The organism is Kistimonas ophiarachnellae (assembly GCF_057552235.1).
Window position 1 is genome coordinate 50940 of record NZ_BAAJPA010000015.1, and the last position, 25196, is coordinate 76135.

Below are 25196 nucleotides of genomic sequence, written 5' to 3' on the forward strand. Positions count from 1 at the left end.
ATGCCCACCACAATAAAAGCAGCTTACATTCCTGTCGTCAGCTAACTCTGAGACAATGCGAGTTTTTTCTACAGCTCTGCCTTATCACGAGTACCGAATAGTTATGGGATCATGACTTTGGCAGTGGCATGAAATCTTTTACTCCGAATAAAATATATGAGCAAGTTCTACAGTTTTTATGAAAAAGGGGGTTATTCATGGTTGGCGCAAATAATAATGCTCTTGTGCCCAATGATAGTGTCGATGTTCAAGTTTACTCCTTTACCAAACTACTTAGCTTAGGTGTTCCGCTGGCACTCGATAACTATCAGCGTCCTTATGTGTGGAATCGCGAAAAAATACAGCAACTGGTGCAGGATATACGTGATTTTGAAACTCAGAAAAATAATAACCCGAGCGCACCCGATTACTATATGGGTACCTTGCTGCTGCACCGTAACCAGAGCAAGGAAAAGCTGTTCGTTATTGATGGTCAGCAACGGCTGACCAGCCTCTGCGTACTACATCATGTACTGAACAATGAGCTACCTATTAACATCGAATTTTCCTATCGATCACCCCTGTCGGCACAGAACATACAGCGGGCACAAGAAACTTATAAGACTCTAAACAATTCTCTCCCCCTACCGAGTATTTTTGCCCGCCTCTGCTTTACTGTGATTACCGTTGAAAATGAAGATTTAGCTTTTACCTTTTTTGATACCCAGAATAATCGTGGCGTACCACTAGCAGCTACCGACCTTTTAAAAGCTTTCCACTTACGAGCAATTCACAGCAATAATTCCGTACAGGATGAACAACTGCAGGAACACTGCGCCCGCCGCTGGGAATCCTTACAGGTAAAGGGCCATAAGGGAACTAAACGAAAAGACAATGATTTTGCCCCGGAGCTGTTTCACTATTACCTCTGGCGCGCCCGTAACTGGAAAGGCCAGCGGATAATTGAACGGGAAACCCGTGACGATGTGCTAGCCACTTTTCAGAAACAAAGTGTCTCTAGAATTAGCGCACAACAAGTGTCAGATATACCTCTTTATCCCGGCGTAAACAACCGGCTAGCAGTCAATCTGTCATTGATGCCGAATAATGAATACCGGATGGATTTACAATCTCTGGATATCAGCAGCAATCCTGCAGTACTGCCCTTCTCACTACGACAGCCTGTTCATCAGGGAGTGGGCTTTTTCCTTTATACCCAGAAATATGCGGCTCTGTTAAACCAGTTACTATATAACGATAACCCTGAGCCTGAAATTCAAGCATTTCGTTGTTTCTATAAGGAAGTAATGCTCAATACCTCACACTACCTAAGGGAGCTTTTTAATCTGGCTGTGCTGATGCATGTAGATCAGTTTGGCACTGTCGGTTTGTTGCGCTTTTCCCTCTGGCTTGATCATGTACTGGGAGCCATCCGCTTGGAGAAAGCTTACATATTTAAACAGGCTCCTTTGAAATATCTGAAAGAGGCGAGTTATAACCTACTGGATACCATTGTTGGAGCCTACCGTCCGGAAGAAGTCACAGAGTTCTTGGCTGAGGATGCTCACGCCCAAAAACTATACGCATCACCATTGAAGGTGACTGCTGGTAAAGGTGTTCAGGGGCACTATATGCAAGCCGTTCTAAACTATTACGATAAGTCTTCCCTTGAAAGCAAACAGCATTGGATTACAGACTTGTTTATTGAGGGAAAAATTTATGGAAAGTAAGTTACAGCATGTTAAGTCAACATTGGTGACTCTGAGCAGCATTGTTGAGCAAAATTATTTTTTTAATATTCCCATCTATCAGCGTTTGTATGTGTGGGGGAAAAATCAGATTGAGACTCTGCTATCAGATATCTGGGAAGCCTGCAAAGAAGGTAAAGACGTTTTTTATCTAGGCGGCACACTTGTTATTGAACGAACAAACCCTGAATCTGAAGGCCGCTATTATGATCTGATTGATGGCCAACAAAGATTTACCACTCTCTGGTTAATCAGCCTAGCCTGGCAACAAGCATTGAAGGACTACCGCTATCATGACGCGGCAGCCGGTTTGCGCCACCGAATTAATTTCGCGATTCGTCCTCAGGTGAAAAGCTTTTTTGAAGCCCTGATTGCGGGTCGCCCTACCAGTGTACCGGAAGCCCGACAGCTGGAAGATGCGATGGCGATCATTGAGAACTTTTCCAGTCGTAAGGCACAAGATAAAGATCCTCTAGATTTTACTCTACTGACGCATTTCATTTACGAAAAGGTAAAGCTGGTTTTCACCGAAATTCCGGAAAACACTGATCTGAACAAGCTATTTGAGGTGATCAATAACCGCGGAGTGCAGCTGCAACATCACGAAATTCTCAAGGCTCGGTTACTAAGCCAACTGACGGACACTCAACAACGGGAGTGTTATGGGCAACTATGGGATGCTTGCTCATACATGGGCGACTATGTTGAAAAAAACCTGAAGCTAGCAACTAATATAAAATTGACAGATTACTTTAATAATGACGCCAGCGCTCAGGATGAAGAAACACTTGCATCTGCGGCCAAGGTAGTGATAGCTCTTGATGCCTTGCTACAAGGAAAGGAAGAAACTGCGCTCTCCTTATTAGAAATTCTTGAGGGTTCAACCGTAGTAGCTGAAGATAAGCCCGATGACAAAGAAGATGATTACGAGTCCGATAAAGTTCGCAGTATCATAACCTTTTCTATGCTGCTGCAGCATGTATTACGAATCTGGCTAGTTAAAAAAGGTCGAACAGATATTATCAAGATTCTTGATAAAGACCTGATCACTATTTTTGAGCATAGCTGGCTCAACGACGGCATAACCGAGCTGGAGGTAAAGTCCTTTATTGAGCTGCTCTGGGAGGTTCGCTACCGGTTTGATAAATACATTATCAAATGGGTGGAAGACGAAGAGGATGAAGTACATGCCATCCGCACTCTTCGTAAAAACAAAAATACTTCTGGCAAAAGTGTTTACTACAGCCTTAGCCGTGACAGCAGTGACTCCAGAGTGGGTTTTGCCCTGTTGCAGAGTATGCTGTACCACTCCCAACAGATGACGACTCAGTATTGGCTGACCCCATTACTGCAATATCTTCTCGATAATCCAGGAGGCAATGCGTTTCTGTATCTGCAATATCTTGATAATCAGTTATTTTGCACCGGCAGGAGCAGCTCGCTGATCAAACGCACCCGCAAACCACTGGAAGATCCATTTTCACTCAAGCGTAAACGGCATTTTGAAGAACTCGATAACACTCTTGGAGTGAGCTTTCCTCACTATTGGTTCTATAAACTTGAGTTCATTCTCTGGAGCCAATTAAAAGACCAAAAGGGGGATGCCTGGAAGAACTTCAGGATCACTGCCCGTAATTCTGTCGAGCATATTTCACCACAAACACCGGCAAAATATGATACCAACAGGGTCAGCAAAGAAGCTCTGGACAGTTTTGGTAATTTGGCACTAGTCTCTCGAAGCCTCAATTCAGAATATAGTAATCTACCATTTAATGAAAAACGACAGCGTTTTCTAAACAAAAATCATGCTGGGGTTGATTCCCTGAAAATGTCAATGATCTATGAAAATAAACAGTGGAATGACGATCTAGCGAAGCAGCATCAGACTGAAATGAAAGAGAGGTTTATTACCTATTTTCGCTTTGTAAGAAAAGAGATAAAAAAACATCAGGGAAGTAATAGTTAAGCATTCTGGAGGCTAGGTCATTGTATCCAGCTATTTCAAAATCATCTACCTGCCGGTCGCGTATCAAAACATAAACCAATATTACTCCTATGGACCCTCAACCATAGGAGTTCACAATGCAAATTCTCATTGATCTCTCCCATCCTAAATACCGTGCCACTGCACGATGTTGTTCTGTAACAACTACACCACCATATCGAAGAACCCGCAAACAACAGCAACACACCTGTCACTGTTCTCAGGAATAACTTTGCGATATCTCTGGACATATTGATGGCTGACGAGCATATAGACGACGCTACCGCCACAGGAGCCTAGAAGTGACTGACCACTCCGACGAACACAACTATAAAAACTTCTGGGGGAAGGTGTGATGCGTTCCACCTCTGCCTGTTGCGAGGTACTGCGTACCGAATTAACCTCGTACTTTAACTTTATCCTGCAGAAGAAGGGCACCTCTCTCTGGATAAAGACGTTGGCCGTTTGTACACGCGCCCCTGTATCTGGGGCGCATAATCATTAGTCAGCCAGTGCTTGGTTGCGCGGCAAGCCAATGGAAATTAGTGCTGCCAGCAAAATAAATCCGGCTGAGACCCACAAACAAAGCACTAGCCCGGACATCTCAAACAACCACCCAGAGAGCACTGTTCCAAGCAGACGACCAAGTGCGTTTGCCATATAGTAGAAACCAACATCCAGAGATACGCCATCTTCACGGGCATAGGCGACAATCAGGTAAGAGTGCAGGGAAGAATTGATGGCAAACAGCGCACCAAAGACCATTAAACCGACGACAATAACAGCCTGAGCGTGCCATCCGGTGCTGACACCATAGGCAACCGCGGCTGTGACAAGGGCCAGTCCGACAGCCCAGATCATGGCAGAGCGTCCATCATTGTTTTTGCCGGTTATCCTCGGCGCAATCCCCTGGACAAACCCGTAACCCATTACCCACAGCGCGAGGAACCCTCCCACCTCGGAGCTGTTCCAGCCGAACGTTGTCCCCAGGTAAATGGGCAGCGCAATCACAAACCAGACATCCCGGGCACCGAACAGGAACAAGCGCGCTGCAGAAAGGATGTTTATCGCCCGACTCTTGGAGAACAGTTCCGAGAACTTGGCCTTGTTTTTCGCCTTGCCAATATCCTGATCCAGCATTTTAAGACTGAGCAACAGGACGGCCAGCAAAACCACCGCCATGACCACCATGGCATACCTGAAACCCACAGTGGCAAGCAGTAATCCACCGACAAAAAAGCCCAACCCTTTCAGTGCATTCTTGGAGCCGGTCAGTATGGCAATCCATTGGTAGAGCCTACCCTTGCCACCATCTTTGACCAGCATCTTGATAGAGCTTTTTGCGCTCATCTTGTTGAGGTCTTTCGCGATACCGGACATCGCCTGTGCCGCCATCACCCAGGGCACGGATAACATCGTCGCCGGCACTGTCAGCATACCCAGGGCAACGATCTGCAATCCGAGCCCGATATTCATGGTACGGTTCAGACCCAGCCGTGCACCCAGCCACCCACCCGTCAGGTTGGTGACCACACCAAAGATCTCATAAAACAGAAACAGGGCCGCTACTTCCAACGGACTGTAGCCAAGCATGTGGAAGTGCAGCACCACCAACATGCGCAGCGCACCATCGGTGATGGTGAAATTCCAGTAGTTGAAGGTAATCAGCAGATATTGGCGGACTGATCGGTCCAGACCGGACAGCCTGGCAGGAATAAATGTCATTGATTCACTCTCGCTGGTCATCCCGGGGCAGGAGCTGCCCCGGGCTCACACTTACAGGTCAGCCTTTCCCACTTTCAGAACCAGCTCAGCGGTACGACAGGCGTAGCCCATCTCGTTGTCATACCAGGCGTAAATTTTCACCATCCGGTTATCGACCACCATGGTAGACAGGGCATCAACGATTGAGGAACGGCTGTCGCCTTTGTAATCGATGGAAACCAGAGGCTTCTCTTCATAACCCAGAATACCTCTCAGCTCACCTTCCGCCGCTTCCTTGAGCAGAGCATTCACTTCTTCTGCACTGGTATCCCTGGCCACATCGAAGACCATATCGGTAATAGAAGCATTGGCCAGAGGCACCCGAATGGCATGACCATTCAGACGACCCTCCAGATCAGGGAATATCTGGGTAATGGCCTTGGCAGATCCCGTGGTAGTGGGGATCAGGCTCATGCCACAGGCGCGGGCACGACGCAGGTCCTTGTGAGGTGCATCCAGAATCGTCTGGGTATTGGTGATATCGTGAACGGTGGTCATGGAGCCACGCTCAATACCGAGCTTCTCGTGAATCACTTTAACGACAGGTGCCAAACAGTTGGTCGTGCAGGAGGCCGCAGTGACGACAGGGTGTCTGGCCGGGTCGAACAGGTGGTCATTCACACCGACAACAATATTCTGGACCGTGTCATCCTTGACCGGTGCAGAGACCACAACCCGCTTTACGCCCTGGGTCAAATACTGATCCAGGAACTGACGATCTTTGTGGACACCGGTGCACTCCATCACAACATCGCAGCCGGACCAGTCTACGGCAGAAATCTCACGTTCACGGGTGCAGGTAATCGTTTTGCCATCAATCTCGATGGTATTGCCTGACACACTGACAGCATGGGGCCAGCGCCCTTGCACAGAATCAAATTCCAGCAGGTGCGCCAGCGTTGGCGCATCGCCGGCAACGTCATTGATTTGCACGAATTCAAGTTCCGGCCAGTCAAACGCCGCGCGCAACGCCAGACGACCAATACGGCCAAAACCATTAATACCCACTTTGATGGTACGTGACATGGAAAATTCTCCAGACAACAGGTTGGAAAAAATACGTTGGGTTAGTCACATTGACAGGGCTGATCCACAAGCCGATCAATATCAGCCTGATAGGTTTCCCTGAGACAGTTAGAGGCCGCAAGTCCCTCAATCACCTTACGACACCAGCCGGGAATCGTGTCCGCAATGCGGTAATGGACCCACTGCCCCTGTCGTTCATCCCGGAACACACCCAAAGTCCGCAGCTGGGCCAGGTGGCGGGAAATCTTGGGCTGGGATTCTTCCAGCGCGGACGTCAGGTCACACACCCGTTGCGGACCGTGGCGGGCAATCAACAGCAGGCAGCGCAGACGTGTTTCATCGGCGAGCAGCTTAAAAAACTGGTGTGGTTGCATAACGAATATATATGAATATACGAATTTCCATATATATTGAAATGATATTCCAGCACTGTCAACACACTGCCCCTTATAGATAGTCGCTGACGTTTAATTCGAGTATTGCCTTGTCTGATTAGCAGGTGTATCGTTCATCGCCTAAATACGATTATGGAACGACAATGGCTGAGTGTTTGAAAAGCCTGAACGACCTCGAATTCAATGAAGCCGAAGAGTTAGAGCTGGCGGCATTGGCCAAGGCGCTTGGGCATCCGGCGCGGGTGAGGCTGATCAAGATTCTGGCTGCTGGCGTTTGCCTCGGATCTGATCTCGTTGACCAGCTGAACCTGGCGCAATCGACAGTCTCAGAACATCTGCGCGTATTGCGTCAGGCTGGCCTGGTCCATGCGGAGGTTCAACATCCCCGCACCTGTTTCAGTCTCCGTCCGGAGGCTCTGGTACGGCTCCAGCAGCTGCTGAGTGAAATGAACGTCAAATAAGCAATGTATGCCCGGTTTTTCCGGGCTTTATAAAATTTTTAATCGTATTTCGTCGATGTTCGATACTTAGGAGTCACATTTATGGGTATTTTTGAACGATTCCTCAGCCTTTGGGTGGGGCTTGCCATGGTGGCAGGTCTGGCCGGTGGCAGCCTGTTCCCGGAACTATTTTCCCTGCTTGGCAGCTGGGAGTACGCCAGCATCAATTTTGTGATCGCGGTACTGATCTGGCTGATGATCTACCCGATGATGATGCAGATTGACTTTACAGCGGTAAAAAACATCCACCGTCGTCCGAAAGGATTGATTATCACGTTAACGGTCAACTGGCTGATCAAGCCTTTCACCATGGCGTTGCTGGCGATTGCCTTTATCCGCTATGTGTTTGGCAGTTTTACCGGCCTGATTTCTCCGGAACTGGGCGATGAGTATATTGCTGGCATGATCCTGCTGGGCGTAGCGCCCTGTACGGCCATGGTGTTTGTCTGGAGTCAGCTCACCAAGGGGGATCCGAACTATACCCTGGTGCAGGTAGCGGTGAATGATCTGGTTATGGTGGTGGCCTTTGCGCCAATCGCGGCCCTGTTGCTGGGTGTAACCGATGTGATCGTGCCCTGGAATACCCTGTTCCTGTCGGTTGTTCTGTTTATCGTTATCCCGTTGGTTGCCGGACTGCTGACGCGTAAAGTGCTGCACAACGAACAGGCGTTGCAGAACGTTGGCCAGAAAATTAAGCCACTCTCCATTCTGGGCCTGATTCTGACCGTGGTACTGCTGTTTGGCTTCCAGGCGCCACGCATTCTGGCCAACCCGGTGGATATTATCCTGATTGCCATTCCGCTGATTATCCAGACGGTTCTGATCTTCACCATTGCCTACTTCTGGATGTACAAGTGGAAGGAGCCCCATAGCATCGCTGCTCCCGGCGGTATGATCGGTGCTTCCAACTTCTTTGAGCTGGCAGTGGCTGTCGCCATCAGCCTGTTTGGCCTTCACTCGGGTGCGGCACTGGCGACAGTGGTCGGGGTACTGGTAGAGGTACCCGTGATGCTGGCGCTTGTCGCCTATGCCAACCGTACCCGTGACCGCTTCCCGGTAACGCACGCCCACTGATGCCTGATCAATAAGCGCTCCCGTTCCAGGGAGCGCCGGTTACGCAACACTCAAGGGCCCCAACCTGCAGAAAAAGAATCCGGATGCCGGTATGCAAGTTACGTCGTGCATACAGAGGTTTTACCGATGCCGATTTATCCGAAAAAATCACTTGTTAGTGGAAGCGCCATTGTTTTCCGTCCCCCAAAATATCGTCTGTTTATGAACATCATTTCAGTACGAAGGCGGAGAGTGTGGATGATAACGACGACATTCCCTGCATTTTACGGGAATACGGAAAATTATCAGAATTGCCGCTGCGTGGTTCCCTTCAGCTCCGGTATAATCCGGCCATGGCCTACCAACTTCGCCCTTACCAGCAAGACGCTGTCACCAGTACCCTCCAGCATTTCCGCAAGTCCTGCGCACCGGCCGTCATCGTGCTGCCAACCGGTGCCGGTAAAAGTCTTGTCATCAGCGAGCTTGGACGTATCGCCAGGGGGCGCGTACTGGTACTGGCCCACGTTCGCGAACTGGTTGAGCAGAACCATGCAAAGTACGAAAGTTACGGGCTGAAAGCCTCCATCTTCAGTGCCGGCCTTGGGCAAAAAGAGGCCATTGAACAGGTCGTGTTTGGCAGTGTGCAATCCGTTGTCAGGAACCTGGAGGCCTTTTCTGACAGCAACTTCACCCTGCTGATCATTGATGAGTGCCACCGGGTTTCCCTGGAAAAAGACAGCAGTTACCACAAGGTGATCCACCACCTGCAATCCCACAATCCGAATCTCCGCATTCTCGGCCTGACGGCAACCCCCTATCGCCTGGAACTGGGATGGCTGTATCAGTATCACTGCAAGGGCGCTGTCAGGACGGAAGAAGAGCGCCTGTTCCGGGACTGCATTTTTGAGCTGCCTTTATCCCATATGATTCGGGAGGGTTTTCTGACGCCGGCAACATTGCTGGATGCACCCATCGCATTTTACGACTTCAGCCGTCTTCCAAGGGATCCCTTCGGCCGATACCGGGAAACCGATCTCAATCAGCTCCTGCAGGGAAAAGGCCGCGCTACCGCGCAGATCATCAGGCAGGTCATCGCGGAAGCAGAAACACGACACGGCGTGATGATCTTCGCCGCCACCACGGATCATGCCAGGGAAATTATCAGTTACCTGCCACCCGATGAAGCGGCGCTGATACTCGGCGACACACCGGGCGCAGAACGCGAAAAACTGATCAGCGCATTCAAGGACAAACAGCTGAAATACCTGGTCAACGTCGCCGTGCTGACCACCGGCTTTGATGCACCCCATGTTGATCTCATTGCCATCCTCCGCCCAACGGAATCGGTCAGTCTCTACCAGCAGATTGTCGGTCGTGGACTACGCCTGTCACCCGGTAAGGAGGACTGTCTGGTCATGGATTTTGCCGGCAACCATTTTGATCTGTTCAGTCCGGAAATCGGCTCTGCCAGACCAGATTCCCGGGCAGTGCCAGTGACGATTCCCTGCCCGGCCTGTAGTTTCGATAATCAGTTCTGGGGACTGGTTGATAACGATGGAGATCTGGTTGAACACTATGGACGACGCTGTCAGGGTTTTGAGGAATACGACGGCAAACGAGTACGCTGCGACTTCCGCTACCGGTTCAAGGAGTGTGACCAGTGCCAGGCAGAAAATGATATCGCCGCCCGCAAATGCCATGACTGCAGCAAGGCGCTGGTTGATCCGGATAAAAAACTGCGGGAAGCACTGAACCTTCAGCGCTGCATGGTCATCCGTTGCGCCGGCATGACGATGCAGCCTTCCACTGACCGTCAGGGTAATGAACGGATTACCATTACCTATTACGACGAAGACGGTGCAGAACTACAGGAATACTTTCGACTGGACACCCCGGCCCAACAAGGGGCTTTCTACCATCACTTTGGTAAGCACGCATTGATCAACCGGGGAGAAGCGTTTCGTGCGTCATCAGTTCAGGCCGTGATTGATCAAAAGAAAAAATTCCGAAAACCGGATTTTGTGATTGCATCCAAAGAAAAGACCTTTTGGCGCATCCGCGACAAACTGTTTGATTACGAAGGACGTTTCCGACTCGCGGATAATGCAGGTTGAGTGTCCCGGGTTATGTCCATTCCGCCAATTTGCGATCCCATTGCTGAAATTTAGTCTGAATTTCAGCAATGCCAGGGCGATGGTCAGGATTAATAGCCATCATCCTTTTTAAAAAGGCTTTCATATCTTCTGACTTAATGGCGCACTTTTCAAGTTCACTTTCAATAACAGACTCCATAAGGCCTATATTAGAACGTGTAAATTTATGATACACCGTAGCATATTGACTGCTCTTCTGCTCATTGACAGAAAAATCTTTCCCATCAGAAATGATTTTACAAAACAAAATGCCCATTGAGAAAAAATCTATTGCCGCGCTTTTGCTGCTTTCATCCATTAGTTCAGGCGCTGAATATAGAAGCAATTCTGAAAAACCACCGCTATCATTCTCTTTATCTGTAGCCAGACCATAATCAAGAATTCTCATATCGATAGAATCATTACCAGCAACATTCACGATAATATTCTCAACTTTCAAATCCCGATGAAAAATGGATTTCTTATGAAGCATACTAACCATTTCTATTATTTTTAAAACTATTTTTTTTCTTAAATACTTGCCTATTCTGTTCTTACCTAAAAGTGATTTTCTCAGGTATTTCTTCAATGATACGCCTGTCACATGGTCCATAAAGATAATGCACTGGCACTCGTCATTCTTGTCAGTTGTTTTTGTCACTCCATACACAACTGGCGCTATCTCTGGACCTGCTTTTTCTTGCAACTGGCATTCACGTTGTACGTCGCTGAAAAAAGTTGATTCATTGTCCAAAAAGTGTTTTTTTATTTTTTTTGCAACACACAATTTAACTCCATCCGAATAAACATTTTGCATCAGGGAAAATTTGACGACACTATTGATACCTCTACCAGCCCAGCAATATCGATGCGTATGCTTACCTATCTTCTTTTTTTTGTACGGATAGCAGTCTATTATTCTTTCCTCCAACCCTAGATTTTTCAAATCTTTTTTTCGTATGGAGTTAAGCATTTTGAAAATATGTCGCGGCTTGCCTCCCGCAACCCTGCAATAGGTATAACCTTCCCCAGATATTTTTTTATGTAAACAATTATTCTTCCACTTTTGGTGCATTGCAATCCGCCTGATGTCATCAGGGCTATCCGCCAACTGTGACTGAACGCCTAATGGCTCCGTACGGATAGCTGAAGCAGTCGCACTTTTTTTTACCTCCATAACCACAACCTCTTAAGTCCAGAAAACAATAAAATTTACTGTTTATTGCACTACTGAATGTATAGACAAAAAGCGCCTGTGATTGTTTTATTTACAAACAACAATAACCTGACAACATGGTTATGACATGAGTGGTGTCATTGGCCCCTGGTCTTATTCAACATTAATTCTGACTCAAGCACGGTCCATACATTCGCTAATAACTCATGCTGTACTGATGCCTTTGGATGTATGCCATCCGATTGATTTTTTTCAATATGCCCCGCGACTCCCTCCAGGAAAAACGGCACTAACTCGACATCATGCTGTTCAACAAGCTCACTGAATACACCCTGGAAACGACGGCTGTATACCGGTCCGTAATTAGGCGGAATACGCATCTCGAATAAGAGAACGTCTGCATCCTGTTGCTGCGACAATGCAATCATCCGGGAAAGGTTGTTCTTCATGCCCTTAAGTGGCAAGCCCCGTAATCCATCATTGGCGCCGAGTTGAAGCAGCACCAGGTCAGGGGTATGCGTTGCCAATGCCTCAGGTAACCGGCTCAACCCTCCCGACGTGGTTTCACCACCGATACTGGCATTGACTATCAGCCACTCAGGATAACTGTCAGCCAGTTTTTCCTGTAGCAATGCGACCCATCCCTTGCGAGAATCAATGCCATAAGCTGCGCTCAGGCTGTCGCCAAAGACCAGTAGCGTTTTCTGGTCCGGCATCGAAGAGGCGTGAGCCTGAACAGCCATTACCAGACAACAGATCAATAACAATCCGGATCGGCGAATGCGTGATAACAAACAGGTCAGTGACATCATGGTTGGGGCCCAGTCCCTGTGCAAGCAGGTTGATAATCCGGGTGGCGGACATCTGGCTATCCTCTCCGAGGTGACCCTCGAAATCAAGACAGGCGAAACCGTTGCCATTGTCGGGACATCCGGTTCCGGTAAATCAACATTACTGGGATTGCTGGCAGGCCTTGACCAACCCAGTACCGGTACGGTCACTCTGGCAGGGCAATCACTCAGCAACCTGGATGAAGACCAGCGCGCTGTCCTGCGGGCAAAAACGACAGGATTCGTCTTTCAAAGTTTCCACCTCTTGCCTTCGCTGACAGCACTTGAGAATGTCATGCTGCCGCTGGAGCTGACCGGTCATGCCGATGCGCGGGCAGCCGCTGAACACTGGCTGGAACGGGTAGGGCTCGCGGATCGGATGACGCATTACCCGGCCAAACTGTCCGGCGGTGAACAGCAGCGCGTCGCCATTGCCAGGGCCTTTGTCGCCAGCCCGCAACTCCTGTTTGCAGATGAGCCCACCGGCAACCTGGATCAGAAAACGGGCGCCCGTATTTCAGACCTGCTCTTCAGCATGAACGAGGAACAGGGCACCACGCTGGTTCTGGTGACCCACGATCTCACCCTGGCGCAACGCTGCCAGCGGGTGCTGACGCTCAGCGGCGGCAGGATGGAGGACGCTGCATGACGTTTTCCTCATTGTTCAGCACCGCCTGGCGACAGACACACCGCGATCTGCGCAGTGGTGAGCTGAACCTGTTACTGGTTGCCCTGGTGCTGGCGGTGACCGTCAGTACGGCGATCGGTTTATTCGGCGACCGTCTGCAAAAGGGACTTGGACGACAGGTGGCGGCGGTTCTTGGTGCTGACCTGATTGTACAGGGTTCCCGTCCTGTTGATGCGGTAATTGACCAAAAGGCCTCTGAAACAGGGCTAAGGCACAGCCGGACCATTGAATTCCCAAGTGTCATCCTGGCCGGTGATGAGCTGCAGATGATCTCTGCCAAAGGTGTAGAAAACGGCTACCCCCTGCGGGGACAAGTGCGTATCGCCGACCAACCTTTCGGTCCGGACCAGGCCACCTATACAATTCCCGCACCGGGTGAAGCCTGGCTGGAACCGCGACTCTTCCCACTGCTGAATATTGCCATTGGAGATACCGTCACCCTCGGCGAAAAAGAGCTCCGCATCACCCGCGCCATCACACTGGAAAGTGACCGCGGCAAAGGCTTCTACAGTTTTTCACCCCGCTTACTGTTTAATCTCGCAGATCTCGACGACACCAACCTGATACAACCCGGCAGCCGGGTCGCCTGGCGCAACCTGTATGCCGGACCGGAAAGCGCGCTTGCCCCGTTCCGGGGCTGGCTGGCTGACAACCTGCCAAAGGACTACCGCCTGCTGGATTTAGAAGACAACAGCCGTGGGCTTAATCGGAGCCTGACCCGGGTGACCGGCTTTCTGGCCCTGGCCAGTCAGCTGGCCGTATTACTGGCCGGTATTGCCATCGCCATGGCGGCACGCCGTTTTTCAAGACGACGGTATGATACGGTCGCCGTACTGCGCTGCCTTGGCGCCCGTCGTTCCGATATCCTGACCATGGCGATTCTGCAGCTGCTGCTTATCCTCCCGGTGGCCATCCCACCAGCACTTTTGCTGGGGTGGTTACTGTCAGAAGGCACCGTACTACTATTGAAAGACCTGCTACCCGCCTGGCTACCAGCCGCCGGCATTACACCGATACTGATGGGTGCCGCCACCGGCATAATCGTACTGCTCGGTTTTGCCCTTGCCCCCCTGCTGCGGCTCGGTGGCATTACACCGTTACGCGTGCTGAAGCGTGAGCCAGCACCAGCACCCGCTTCTGCGTGGCTTGTCTACAGCTTGGCGCTGATCAGCCTGGTCAGCCTGTCCTGGTACATGACGGGTAATCTCTCGCTGACCCTGTCCCTGACATTAGGCGCCGCCGCGATATTGCCTCTGACAGGCTTACTCCTGTCGTTCATTCTTCGCCTGTTCAGCCGTAGCTTTAACCAACGTCAGGTTACACTGGTCTGGCGCATGGCCATGCGGCGCCTGACCCGACAGCAATCCCTGGCACTTGCACAACTGCTGGCGTTTTCCCTTACCCTGATGGTCATGGCTGTCGCGATGCAGGTGAGGACAGATCTGCTGAACCAGTGGCAGGATCAGCTGCCGGATGATGCGCCCAACTATTTCAGCCTGAATATCCAGACGACCGATGTCGATCCTTTGACTGCTTTCATGGAAGAAAGGGATATCAGCACCAGCGAGATGTATCCCATCATCCGGGGGCGTCTGACGGCGATTAACGGTCAGCCCCTGAATGAGATTCTGGATAAAGAGCAGCAACGCCACAATGCGGTCAATCGTGAACTGAATATCACCTGGTCTGATACGTTGCCGGAAACCAATACCTTGATCAGCGGCGACTGGTGGTCAGCCGGTGAGGAAGGCGAAGTCTCCGTCGAATCCCACCTTGCAGAACACCTGGATCTTTCCGTGGGAGACACGCTGAGTTTCAATTTCGCGGGTCGCCCGTTAACCGTTGATGTCACCAGCCTGCGCAAAGTGGAGTGGGAAAATTTCCGCCCCAACTTCTACATGGTCATGCCCAAAGCGACCCTGGAAGACTATCCCGCCACCTGGCTCAACAGCTTCCATCTGCCGCAGCAACAACGTCGCCAGTTGAACGACATGATTCGATCATTCCCCTCTCTCACGCTTATCGATATGGATACCGTGATCAACCAGGCAAGGCAGATGATCCAGCAGGGCATACTGGCGCTGGAAGCCATGCTGGTTGTCCTGTTCCTGGCCGGATTACTGGTGCTGTGGGCCAGCATAGAAACGACACTGGATGAACGTATCAAGGAAAGCGCCCTGCTCCGCGCCCTGGGAACCCGGGGACGACAGTTGCAGCATCTTCAGATGGGGGAATTCCTGTTGCTGGGCAGTTTGTCCGGCCTGCTGGCAGCCATCGGCGCAGAACTCTGCACATGGCTGGTGTTTACCCATGTACTGGAACTGTCATGGACGCCAACGCCATTGCTCTGGCTGTTGCTCCCACTGTCAGGAGCAATCCTGATAGGTACAGCCGGTTACCTGGGCACCTTACGCGTTGTGCGCACTTCACCACTGCGCCTGTTGCGCGAAGGGCTCTGATCGGTGTGAACGCCGGCAGTTTTAAACACTGCCGGCGTCGTTTTTACTCAGGATTGTCCGGTCGAATTCCGGATTAACTGGTAATAAATCTTCACGGCCTGCAGGTAGCTCTCTACCGATACCCGCTCATCCGTGCCATGAATACCCTTCAATTCCTTTGGCCCCAGCGTGACACCCAGAAAACGGTAACTGCTGTCCGTCAATGCATCAAAGTGTCGTGCATCCGTTGCCGCAATCACAATCCTGGGGGCAATACGCAGCGACGGATCTGTAATCACCTCGTGGATACTCCGCTCAAGCTGCTGGTAGCCAAAGCTGTCCGTCGGAGATACCCGGGATGGGTTACTGCCAAAGCCATAGTGCTCCAGCGTAATGCTGTCATCGTCAATGATCTCCCTGACCCTCCCTGTGACAGTCTCCACAGTTTCGCCTGGCAGAATTCTGAAATTCACCACAGCGCTGGGATTAAGCGGCAAAACATTATCCTTAACGCTGCCACTGAGCATGGTTGGCGCAGTCGTCGTGCGCATACCGGCCATCAGCGCCGGCACATCGGGTACCAGGTCATCAGCAAACGGTTCAAATAACCAGCGATTGGCAAACAGCATACGCTGGACAAAGGGAACTTCCGGCCCAAGCTGCTGAATGAAATCTGCCGTATATTGCAAATTGATGGGGAAAGGTTCCTCTTCCAGCCGGGACAGGGCTTTCGCCAACCGGCCAATCGCCGTTTCGGAAGGTGGCTGTGATGAGTGACCGCCGCCGCCTTTTGCTGTCAGCTTCAGAGACAGGTAGCCTTTTTCACCCGGCCCGATAACCGCCACCAGCCCTTCAATACCGGGCACAACACCTTTGGTGACGACACCGCCTTCGTCCAGAACATATTCAAAAAACAAACCCCGCTTTTGCAGCAGCGAGGCAATGGTCACGGCGCCTTTTTGCCCGCCTATTTCCTCGTCATGTCCAAAGGCGAGGAATACACTGCGCTCCGGTTGATAGCCTTCTGCCAGCAACTTTTCCGTCGCTTCCAGAATGCCCAGTACGCCGGATTTGTCATCCACCGTACCACGCCCCCAGATATAGCCATCCGCCACTTTTCCTTCAAAGGGTGGCCATGTCCATGAATCTTCCGTTCCGGGGATAACAGGCACCACATCCATATGCGACATCAGCAGAACAGGCTGAAGTTTGTCATCCTTTCCCTGCCATTCCATAAGCAGGCTGTAGTTATTGATCTGTTGAACCTTCAGCTGACTATAAACCCGGGGAAAGCTCTCACGCAGGAAGTGATTGAATGCGGCAAAAGCCCCGGCATCAAAAGCCTTACCCCCATGGGATATCGTCGGGAATTGAATCGCCTGCGACAACCGACTGACAACGGATGTCTCATCCAGTGCGACATCCACGGCTGGAATGTCGTCCTGTGACGTTTCGGAATCGGTATATAAAAAGGTTCTGACCACTATGACAGTGATCAGCAATGAAAACAGGACAGCCAAACCTGTAACGCTTTTTTTCATTATTATCATTCTCTGTCGTTATCATCCGTCTGCACTCTAACGGAAGAGCAACCATAATTTAAGCCGTTTTATGTAATACCCCGCACTCCCGCCTCTCGGATTATTCAACAGAGGAACCCGGCTTATGCGCTGCACCTTCCCAAGAGCGACACGCTCCCTACACCAACGTCTGTGCATTACAATAATGTCCCTTTTATTGCCTCTGTTGATGTTGGCTCCAGGGAACTCCCATGCATCAACTGCTGAACATTCAGACACAGCACCAGATACAGCTGGATGAAGTGGGGGCATTTTGGCTGGGTCGCCCAGAAGACCTCACCAAGGGGGTAAACTGAAATAGACCAAAAGACCTCCGCATCGGGACAGATCTATCTAACCGTTAGTCTCTGGCATGGCGTACTTCCGGCAGGCATAATCACACCCACTCCAATGATAAAGGCTGGCCGCCATTCACCTGGCCAGCGGATAACACATCGAAGCTGTATGGGAGAAACGCTTCATGATTGTTGCCATTATCGGTCTGCTCATTCTGGTGCTGGCCTGTCTGCCCCAATGGTGGGTCCGACGGACACTGCGACGTTATGGCGCCGAGCGAGCCGATATGCCCGGTACCGGTGGTGAACTGGCCGGGCATCTGACTGAACGATTTGGTCTGGACGTAACGGTCCAGCGTGGCGGCCCTCATGAAGATTATTATGATCCGGAAAAACGGCTTGTGTCGCTTTCACCCGATCACTACGACGGTCGATCGGTGACAGCAGTCGCCGTGGCCACCCACGAAGTCGGCCATGCACTGCAGCACCATCATCAGGATCCCCGTTTCATGAATCGCCAGAAACGTATCCGGACTGCTCAGCGGATTGAACGTTTCAGCACCATTGCCATCATGGCAACGCCACTGCTCCCCCTGTTAACGAAACTGCCTCACACCGCCCTGGTGACTGTACTGCTGGCTCTCGCCGGTATGCTGGCCGCTACTTGGGTGCAACTGATGACGCTGCCCGTTGAGCTGGATGCCAGCTTCAACCGGGCGTTGCCGATCCTTGAAGAAGGCTATCTCAGTCCGGACGATATGCCCGGCGCACGGCGTGTACTGCGTGCCGCGGCCTACACCTATGTGGCGGCAACCCTGGCCAGCCTGCTGAATGTAGGACGATGGATCGCCATACTGCGACGCTGACAACGCCACCACAGCAGACACCAGCATGATAACGGTGATAGCCGACGTATCAATCAAATGCGGACTCTGGTTACTGAAGAAATTTGCGCAGAAGACCCCAACACCGACCGCCGTCGTCAGACAAGCCAGCGTTATAACACTGGCCAGCACCGGGTAAACCTGACAAGGCTGCTACGTACAATGCCAATACCTTCCCCTGGTGTTAACAGGCTGGACCCACTCAGGTCTGTTTTTTTGCTTTATACGATTGAGCCCTGGACAAGGCGTCGAATATACCTTTGAGATAACGTCTAATTTTTGACGTCTCCAACACCCGATGGCGTTTCATCCTGCCCCATGCTTATTGAATGTTCTTGAGTGTTTACACAGCTACAGACAGGTATTGGCTTTCGGACCGTCGCATCTTTCTTTAGAAAAGGATCAATACAATCCTTTGGGCATTGTTTCGGTGCTTCAAGTGTTCCTTTTACTAATATGTGGCCATCTTTAGTGGATTGATGGCAATACGTGCAGATTTTGATGTTGCAGCATGTTGCCAACAATACACTGCACGTATTCTCGCCCTGGTCATTATCAACAACAACGAAATCTCCACAGCCGGGACAAATGGTATTCCAGTTGTAGAGAAAATCGCCCCACCAGTCTTTCCGGCTGTCCCAATAATCTTTTTGGTATTTATTGCATTTTTGACATACAAATTTTTTGATATTAGGTAATTTGTTATCCGGGTTTTTGATAGTTGATAGATTCTCATCGGTTATATTCAAGGATAACAGTCTGTCGAGGCGTTCTTCTACTGTGTTTTTCAACATGCCATGATTTATGTAACATGTGTGACGTGTGTTATCGCTGCAGACATGTTCATGTATGAGTTCTGTACATCCCATGGTTATCCAGTCGTTTACACAACCAGGACAAACCCCTTTAGCTTCATCAAATTCTTGATGCATTAATGATGTGAGCACTAATACATCGCCATCCATGCAGATCTGGCAATAACCTTTTTCTGCGCATAAATATTTGTAATATTCCAGTTCCCATGATTTTGTTAATTCCAAATGGTCAGTTGATGATATGGATCGCTTGTTAATGGGTTGATTTTGTTCAGTGTTGAGGCTGACTGAATCTGTCATTCTGGAATCGGTATGGGATAAATAAGAGTTTTGTAGTGTTTGTTGCGTTTTTTTTTCGTTGTGGAAGGAGGGATTACGAAATGTAGCTTGAATTAATGCTTTGCTTTCCATTTTACTATTTCTCTCATGCCAGGTTGTTAGTGTGGTAGTGTTATTGATATCAACAAAAAATGTGATGCTCTTAGAGTAAGAGCTTCTTATGAAGAAAAAGTTCATATGTGGATTTCTATTAATCGCTATGAATGTAATTTTTCGCATGGAAGGTTGGGGGGAAGAAGATAGCTTTTTTATACTTATGATTTATATGGACTTTCTATATTTTAGAAAGAGATTGCCTGATTAAGTAATCAGAAAAAATTAATCTCATGTTTAGTGCCGTAGTCATTCCGTACTCGCATCACTTCCTCTTCCTATAGAATCAAAGTCAACAGAGGCTGACAAATTGCCTTCAACATTAACCATCATCCGGTTCATTTGACGAGCACGAGCTATTGGGACAATCCGATTCATCATTAACCCGATCACCATCAATACGAGCACCATTTAAGGATGATGAAAGTCTATTCCCACTCCCCGACGATTTTGTTGTATCTGTTGATATGATATTATTTTGATCTGTCGGACTCCGCAGCTTCCGCCGCCTTCTCTGCCTCCTGACTTCAGAGCTACGATCATCAGATTCATCATCTGAGTCAGAATCTGGCCATCCTTTTATTTCTTCTTCCTTTCTTTTCATAGCTTCTCTTAATCTTTTTTTTGCACCTTTACCCATTGGTTTAGTTTTTGGTTCTTTCGGCGATTCGGGGGGAGGCGTATTTTGTTGTCGGCTTTGGCCAGATGCGTTAGCCCCACTGACTTTACGATTACATAAGCAACAACAAAATACCATTGAGCACAAAATTAAAAGGCATTCCCCTAAATAGTGACATGCTTCTACACACCATCTGGAAAAGCAGCATCGCTCATCATTACTCCCAGAATCATGAGAAGATTTTGTTTCTTGAGAAACTGCAGAATGGCCACTTACAGAATTCATTAGATAATAAGAAACCTCTGAAAATAATCAACAAAGAACAACCCTATAAATCAGACCCTTAAAAAGAGAAATGGTTTATATAAAAACGCAATTCATTAGATAGATTTATGCAAATAGCGATGCAATTACCCCATAAAAAGGGGTTAGCTCACTAACCCCATATATTTATTAAGAATAGAATGACTATATTCTAATGCTATCACTGGAATAAATAGCGCTATTGCTCACAGGTTTGAAACGAGCATAGAGGAAAAGACTACAAAACAGTGTCATCAACTCTGCAAACGGCACTGCCAGCCAGACACCGGCCTCCGGCAGCCATGACGGAAGCAGCATCAAGCCAGGCACGACAAAACCAAAGCCCCGCACAAGTGACAGCATCGTTGCAGTCATTGGGTGCTCAATGGCCTGGAACAATGACGCAATCAACAGGTTCACGGCCATGCAGGGGAATGCCAGAAAGTACAACGGCATGGCGAATCCTGCCAGCTCTGACAGCGCAGGATTGTCTGATACAAACAAGCCAACCAGCCAGTCTGACGCAAACGTCGCCAGCAACAGCGCAGAGGCACCGACGGCCACGGCCGTCTTGATTCCCAGCATCAAGGTTTGACGTACCCGCTCTGATGCATCAGCGCCATGATTAAAGCTGATAACAGGCTGACAGGCCTGGCCAATGCCCATCAGGACAAACAACACCAACACCGCAACGTTGATCACGATACTGTAGGCAGTGACATAAAGATCCCCACCTGTACGAATCAGGACCCAGTTGAACACCAACGTACTGACACCGACTGTCGACTCAATAAAAAACGTCGGCAATCCGGTGGTAATGATTTTCGATATAGAGTCAAAACGAAACTCCGGCATCTTCAAGCGCAGAACACCTTTCCCGCTAAAGAAGTGCAACAGCACACCACCGAAAAGTACCAGCTGGGAAATACCCGTTGCCAGTGCGGCACCCTGAACGCCCCAGTTGAAAACAAAGATGAAGACGTAGTCCAACACCAGGTTGGTTAACGCACTGGCCACCAGGGCAAACATCGCCAGCCGTGGATTGGTGTCATTACGAACAAAGCATGATATGACCCAGCCTAACGAGTAAACGACGAAAAACATCAACATGATGCCCAGGTAATCGCGGGTCATGTCGAACAATGCGCCACTGGCACCGGTTATTAACACCAGGTCATCCAGCCAATATAGCCCGACTGCAACCAATAGACTGCTGGCAATCAACGTCAACAGTATCGATTGCGAAAAGAGCGCCTGGCCTTCTTCATAGTCACCACGCCCGAACCGGATTGACATCAATGCAGAACCGCCGACACCAATCATCAGAGACAAGGCAAAAAACAGCGCGAAAAAAGGAATCGTCAAAGCGAGCGCTGCCAAAGCATCCGGCCCGACACCTCGACCGACCATGATCGTATCGACCATGACATACAGGGATTTCACCACCATGCCACTGACAGCCGGCAGCAGGTAGTGCACAAAACTTGAACCAACGGGGTCGGTTCTCAGGTTAATGGATGCCATCGTTGCTATTGAACCTCACGAAACGACGGGTGCCTGTTAACAGGCACCACGAAACGCATGGCATTATCCGGCACAGAAAATGAATCAGAAATGGATGCTTTGCCCATTTTATGGTGTTTTTAGAACATCTCAGGCAAATACCATCTTACGGAAACCCAGCGGTGAAACGCCGGTCTCCCGACGAAAAAAACGACAGAAATAGGCGACATCCTCAAAACCCAGCTCATAGGCAATGGTCTTGATTGTTTTTGGGGTAAAGGTCAGCTCCCTGCGCGCTTCAACAATCACACGTTCATGCAGCAACTGAGTCACCGTTTTACCCAGGTGCTGACGGGTGAGCTCATTGAGTCGCTTAGGCGTCAGACCAATCTGTTCAGCATAAAACGACGTATGTCGTTGCTGTCGGTAATGGGCTTCCAACAAATCGAACAGGTTCATGATGCGTGGATCAATGTAAACGGATTCTGGCGTGAAATCCGGCAGATAGCGCGTCAGGTAATGGAGAAATGCCGTCAGCAGTGACTCCAGCAGATCCCAGTCTGGCGTTTCACGATGGATTTCATCATCCATGATTTCACCCAGGTGATCGAGATGACGATATCCCGGTTGATCCAGCTCGATGCAGGCACGATCGATGCTGAACGTGGCAAACGCTTCCTGAAGCAACAGACGATTGCGGTAGCCTGATTCAATGAAGTCCGTCTGAAACGTCAGCACATACATCAGTTCCGGTGGCGTCACTATCTGATGCACCTGCCCCGGTGCAATCAGGTAAAGTGTGCGAGGTCTGAGAGGAAAAGCCGTGAAATCAATACTGTGCTCACCTTCACCCACTTCGGTCCAGACAACCTCGAAATAGTCATGCCGGTGCGGACGCCGCTGAAAGCGTTGCCGGTTCGATTCATCCACGCGAATGATCTGAAGGGGTTCTTCATCAGGAAGCTGGTAGTGCTCAATGTCGGTGCTGGCCATCATCGCCATGTATCATCCGGGAACAAACTCAGGCGTTGTGCACAGAGATGTGGCATTATGCGGCACGGGTTCGGTCTTGCCTATTCGCTGTGACCACCTCTCTTGAACCAGAAGATTTCAATAACAACGGACAGGAACGCATAATGACAACCGCTTACTGGTGTGTTCTGGCAGCCGCCATGATGCCATTCGTTTTCACCCTCATCTCCAAAAGCACGACACCGGGCTACAACAACCGTCGCCCACGGGATTTTTATGTCGGCCTGGAAGGTCTCAGCGCACGGGCCAACTGGGCACAACAGAACTGCTTTGAAGCACTCCCTATCTTTGCCGCAGCGGTGATCATTGCCCATCAGGCCGGCGTTGCAAGCCAGGCCTCCATCGACATGCTGGCACTGGCCTTTATCGGCCTGCGTGTCTTATACGGCATCTTTTACCTGGTGGATAAACACATGCTGCGTTCGCTGTCCTGGTTCGCGGCTTATGGCTGTGTCATTGCCCTGTTTGTTATCTCTGCCTGAACATCCAGACAGGTATTTCAACTGACACTCTGCACAATTTGATGACAAAACATGCACCTTTATGTGACACATTGTTGAATTTTTTCTACAACTGATTAACACTAGCGCTTCGTTATGTACGTATGCGCCTGACCTCGGGGAGGCATGCTGTTTGCATGTGGGTCAGCGCTTCTAAGCATAACTACCAACAAAAACAACATACCTTGGAGTGGGTACACCATAATGAAAATGCTGAAAAAGAGCGCATTAAGCGTTGCTGTCGCTGCAGCACTGGGGGCTACTGCTGCACAGGCTGATAACAGCTTTGTAGACGACAGCTCGCTGAGCGTTACCTATAAGAACTACTACTGGGAGTCTGACCAAGCAGATTCAAATGCTCGTGAAGACTGGGTGCACGCACTGGTAGCAGACTATCAGTCCGGCTATTACGCTGACATTATTGGTTTCGATATCCAGGCAGGCTTTGCCAATGATATCAATACCAAAACAGAAAACCTTGCTTGGGGTCCCAGCAACCTGCCCACCGGCGAGAGTGGTAAAACCAATGATATCGCCGGTTTCCAGCAGGCTTTCCTGAAAGCAAAATTCGGTGATGATGATCTGAACCTGCACGCTACCTATGGTGTAAAGAAGCGTGGCCTTGAAACATACGGTGATAGTGGTTCACGTATCCTGAACTCATCCACTTACGGTGCAGATCTTGCCGCCAGCGTTTATGGTGTGGATTTGTATGCAACCCGCATCACTGCAGCCAGTGCACGTAACGCATCTACCTTCAAGGATGATCTGGAAAATGCTGCAAATGAAGATATAGACAACATCACTATTCTGGGTGCAGCTTATGATATCAATGGTCTTGGTCTGGTCGTAGAACAGGCTAAATCCAAGGACTACCTGAAGAAATCATTTGCCAAGGTTTCCTACAGCCTCGACCTTGCCGATAACATGTCTCTGGATCTGGATGCTCGCTACGGAAAGGTTAAAGAAGATGGTGACCTGTATGTTTATAATGCAGGCACTAGCAGCAGCCCAAACTGGGTTCACGATGAAGGCTATAAATCTGCATACACCAACTTCAATGCCACACTCAACCTTGGTAATGCTTACGTCGGCCTGAGCTACAACAAGACCAAAGATGGTGACTATGACAACACCCTCTTTGACGGTGACCACGGCACCTATAACTCCTCACTGGATCAATGGGAAGGCTATAACCTGGAAGACACCAAGGCCTACATGCTCAGTGCTGGCTATGACTTCAGTGATCACCTGCCAGGTCTGAGCGTTGATGTGTGGTACGCCAACGGCGAAGATGCCAAAGACATTGACAACTTCAAGCAGAAAGAAATTGGCACCTACGTCAACTATGACTTCTCCGGCAATCTGGAAGGTCTGTCACTGGCCTGGTATCACGTTGGTTACCGCACCAGCGGTCAGGCAACCGGAGATCGTAGTTCCCTGCCAGGCGTTATGTATGATGCTGATGTAAACCGTGTCTACCTGACCTACACCTACGAAGTCTTCTAAGCACTTATTTGCTTACCGACTTCAACAACG

At 49.7% G+C, this 25196-nt stretch carries 19 protein-coding genes and 1 pseudogene; 10 read left to right on the plus strand and 10 right to left on the minus strand.

Features of this window, described 5'->3' with window-relative positions:
- Window positions 1–197: 197 nt before the first annotated feature.
- Entirely contained in the window at window positions 198–1709 is a 1512-nt protein-coding gene (locus AC27K1_RS17660) for a DUF262 domain-containing protein (protein ID WP_487152115.1), read from the plus strand.
- On the plus strand, window positions 1699–3693 hold the full coding sequence (locus AC27K1_RS17665; protein WP_487152116.1) for a DUF262 domain-containing protein: 1995 nt from the start codon (window positions 1699–1701) through the stop codon (window positions 3691–3693). The genes AC27K1_RS17660 and AC27K1_RS17665 overlap by 11 nt, the downstream gene beginning before the upstream one ends.
- 519 nt (window positions 3694–4212) lie before the next feature.
- On the opposite strand, the gene arsJ is transcribed toward AC27K1_RS17665, so the two are convergent.
- From arsJ to AC27K1_RS17680, 3 genes are read right to left on the minus strand one after another with little or no spacing between them, the layout of a single operon-like run.
- A complete protein-coding gene (arsJ, locus tag AC27K1_RS17670) occupies window positions 4213–5436 on the minus strand; it encodes an organoarsenical effux MFS transporter ArsJ (RefSeq protein WP_487152117.1) in 1224 nt (407 codons plus the stop codon).
- A 51-nt stretch (window positions 5437–5487) separates the two neighbouring features.
- A complete protein-coding gene (locus AC27K1_RS17675; protein WP_487152118.1) occupies window positions 5488–6501 on the minus strand; it encodes an ArsJ-associated glyceraldehyde-3-phosphate dehydrogenase in 1014 nt (337 codons plus the stop codon).
- 41 nt (window positions 6502–6542) lie between these two features.
- A complete protein-coding gene (locus AC27K1_RS17680; protein ID WP_487152119.1) occupies window positions 6543–6875 on the minus strand; it encodes a metalloregulator ArsR/SmtB family transcription factor in 333 nt (110 codons plus the stop codon).
- A gap of 164 nt (window positions 6876–7039) precedes the next feature.
- On the opposite strand from AC27K1_RS17680, the gene AC27K1_RS17685 reads away from it, so the two are divergent.
- From AC27K1_RS17685 to radD, 3 genes are all read left to right on the plus strand, one after another.
- Window positions 7040–7357 (plus strand): ArsR/SmtB family transcription factor, encoded by a 318-nt coding sequence (locus AC27K1_RS17685; protein ID WP_487152120.1) that lies wholly within the window; start codon window positions 7040–7042, stop codon window positions 7355–7357.
- Between the two features lie 81 nt (window positions 7358–7438).
- On the plus strand, window positions 7439–8470 hold the full coding sequence (arsB, locus tag AC27K1_RS17690) for an ACR3 family arsenite efflux transporter (RefSeq protein WP_487152121.1): 1032 nt from the start codon (window positions 7439–7441) through the stop codon (window positions 8468–8470).
- Between the two features lie 233 nt (window positions 8471–8703).
- Window positions 8704–10563: a DNA repair helicase RadD gene (radD, locus tag AC27K1_RS17695; RefSeq protein WP_487152122.1), complete on the plus strand. Its 1860-nt coding sequence runs from the start codon at window positions 8704–8706 to the stop codon at window positions 10561–10563.
- Between the two features lie 10 nt (window positions 10564–10573).
- Here radD and AC27K1_RS17700 read toward each other — a convergent pair whose 3' ends face one another.
- Together AC27K1_RS17700 and AC27K1_RS17705 are read right to left on the minus strand one after the other, a co-directional pair.
- A complete protein-coding gene (locus tag AC27K1_RS17700) occupies window positions 10574–11758 on the minus strand; it encodes a protein kinase domain-containing protein (RefSeq protein WP_487152123.1) in 1185 nt (394 codons plus the stop codon).
- 137 nt (window positions 11759–11895) lie between these two features.
- A complete protein-coding gene (locus AC27K1_RS17705; RefSeq protein WP_487152124.1) occupies window positions 11896–12474 on the minus strand; it encodes an arylesterase in 579 nt (192 codons plus the stop codon).
- A gap of 64 nt (window positions 12475–12538) precedes the next feature.
- Here AC27K1_RS17705 and AC27K1_RS17710 point away from each other — a divergent pair, with 64 nt between their 5' ends.
- Window positions 12539–13237 carry an ABC transporter ATP-binding protein gene (locus AC27K1_RS17710; protein ID WP_487152125.1) on the plus strand — a complete coding sequence of 233 codons (699 nt, stop codon included), beginning with the start codon at window positions 12539–12541 and terminating at the stop codon, window positions 13235–13237.
- Window positions 13234–15735 (plus strand): ABC transporter permease, encoded by a 2502-nt coding sequence (locus AC27K1_RS17715; protein WP_487152126.1) that lies wholly within the window; start codon window positions 13234–13236, stop codon window positions 15733–15735. Before AC27K1_RS17710 ends, AC27K1_RS17715 begins: the two co-directional genes overlap by 4 nt.
- A gap of 47 nt (window positions 15736–15782) precedes the next feature.
- On the opposite strand, the gene AC27K1_RS17720 is transcribed toward AC27K1_RS17715, so the two are convergent.
- Window positions 15783–17255, minus strand: a complete 1473-nt coding sequence (locus tag AC27K1_RS17720) for a M20 family peptidase (RefSeq protein ID WP_487152127.1) — start codon at window positions 17253–17255, stop codon at window positions 15783–15785.
- 499 nt (window positions 17256–17754) lie between these two features.
- Between AC27K1_RS17720 and AC27K1_RS17725 the strand changes: the two genes are divergently transcribed.
- Window positions 17755–18435: a zinc metallopeptidase gene (locus AC27K1_RS17725; protein ID WP_487152128.1), complete on the plus strand. Its 681-nt coding sequence runs from the start codon at window positions 17755–17757 to the stop codon at window positions 18433–18435.
- 15 nt (window positions 18436–18450) lie between these two features.
- Here AC27K1_RS17725 and AC27K1_RS17730 read toward each other — a convergent pair.
- The 4 genes and pseudogenes from AC27K1_RS17730 to AC27K1_RS17745 all read right to left on the minus strand — a co-directional run.
- Window positions 18451–18585, minus strand: a pseudogene (locus AC27K1_RS17730) (branched-chain amino acid transport system II carrier protein); the annotation flags it as partial.
- Window positions 18586–18725: 140 nt separating this feature from the next.
- Window positions 18726–19679 carry a hypothetical protein gene (locus tag AC27K1_RS17735; RefSeq protein WP_487152129.1) on the minus strand — a complete coding sequence of 318 codons (954 nt, stop codon included), beginning with the start codon at window positions 19677–19679 and terminating at the stop codon, window positions 18726–18728.
- 1108 nt (window positions 19680–20787) lie between these two features.
- Window positions 20788–22146: an MATE family efflux transporter gene (locus AC27K1_RS17740; RefSeq protein WP_487152130.1), complete on the minus strand. Its 1359-nt coding sequence runs from the start codon at window positions 22144–22146 to the stop codon at window positions 20788–20790.
- Between the two features lie 129 nt (window positions 22147–22275).
- Window positions 22276–22980 carry a helix-turn-helix domain-containing protein gene (locus AC27K1_RS17745; protein ID WP_487152131.1) on the minus strand — a complete coding sequence of 235 codons (705 nt, stop codon included), beginning with the start codon at window positions 22978–22980 and terminating at the stop codon, window positions 22276–22278.
- A 281-nt stretch (window positions 22981–23261) separates the two neighbouring features.
- Here AC27K1_RS17745 and AC27K1_RS17750 point away from each other — a divergent pair, with 281 nt between their 5' ends.
- Together AC27K1_RS17750 and AC27K1_RS17755 are read left to right on the plus strand one after the other, a co-directional pair.
- Entirely contained in the window at window positions 23262–23639 is a 378-nt protein-coding gene (locus AC27K1_RS17750) for an MAPEG family protein (RefSeq protein WP_487152132.1), read from the plus strand.
- 222 nt (window positions 23640–23861) lie between these two features.
- Entirely contained in the window at window positions 23862–25166 is a 1305-nt protein-coding gene (locus tag AC27K1_RS17755; protein WP_487152133.1) for an OprD family outer membrane porin, read from the plus strand.
- Window positions 25167–25196: the final 30 nt, after the last annotated feature.

Coding starts and splice junctions, on each gene's coding strand:
- AC27K1_RS17675 (WP_487152118.1), bottom strand. CDS start 6,501: ATGTCACGTACCATCAAAGTGGGTATTAATGGTTTTGGCCGTATTGGT.
- AC27K1_RS17735 (WP_487152129.1), bottom strand. CDS start 19,679: ATGGAAAGCAAAGCATTAATTCAAGCTACATTTCGTAATCCCTCCTTC.
- AC27K1_RS17700 (WP_487152123.1), bottom strand. CDS start 11,758: ATGGAGGTAAAAAAAAGTGCGACTGCTTCAGCTATCCGTACGGAGCCA.
- AC27K1_RS17740 (WP_487152130.1), bottom strand. CDS start 22,146: ATGGCATCCATTAACCTGAGAACCGACCCCGTTGGTTCAAGTTTTGTG.
- AC27K1_RS17685 (WP_487152120.1), top strand. CDS start 7,040: ATGGCTGAGTGTTTGAAAAGCCTGAACGACCTCGAATTCAATGAAGCC.
- AC27K1_RS17660 (WP_487152115.1), top strand. CDS start 198: ATGGTTGGCGCAAATAATAATGCTCTTGTGCCCAATGATAGTGTCGAT.
- arsJ (WP_487152117.1), bottom strand. CDS start 5,436: ATGACATTTATTCCTGCCAGGCTGTCCGGTCTGGACCGATCAGTCCGC.
- AC27K1_RS17755 (WP_487152133.1), top strand. CDS start 23,862: ATGAAAATGCTGAAAAAGAGCGCATTAAGCGTTGCTGTCGCTGCAGCA.
- AC27K1_RS17680 (WP_487152119.1), bottom strand. CDS start 6,875: ATGCAACCACACCAGTTTTTTAAGCTGCTCGCCGATGAAACACGTCTG.
- arsB (WP_487152121.1), top strand. CDS start 7,439: ATGGGTATTTTTGAACGATTCCTCAGCCTTTGGGTGGGGCTTGCCATG.
- AC27K1_RS17725 (WP_487152128.1), top strand. CDS start 17,755: ATGATTGTTGCCATTATCGGTCTGCTCATTCTGGTGCTGGCCTGTCTG.
- AC27K1_RS17750 (WP_487152132.1), top strand. CDS start 23,262: ATGACAACCGCTTACTGGTGTGTTCTGGCAGCCGCCATGATGCCATTC.
- AC27K1_RS17715 (WP_487152126.1), top strand. CDS start 13,234: ATGACGTTTTCCTCATTGTTCAGCACCGCCTGGCGACAGACACACCGC.
- AC27K1_RS17720 (WP_487152127.1), bottom strand. CDS start 17,255: ATGAAAAAAAGCGTTACAGGTTTGGCTGTCCTGTTTTCATTGCTGATC.
- AC27K1_RS17710 (WP_487152125.1), top strand. CDS start 12,539: ATGCGTGATAACAAACAGGTCAGTGACATCATGGTTGGGGCCCAGTCC.
- AC27K1_RS17665 (WP_487152116.1), top strand. CDS start 1,699: ATGGAAAGTAAGTTACAGCATGTTAAGTCAACATTGGTGACTCTGAGC.
- AC27K1_RS17705 (WP_487152124.1), bottom strand. CDS start 12,474: ATGCCGGACCAGAAAACGCTACTGGTCTTTGGCGACAGCCTGAGCGCA.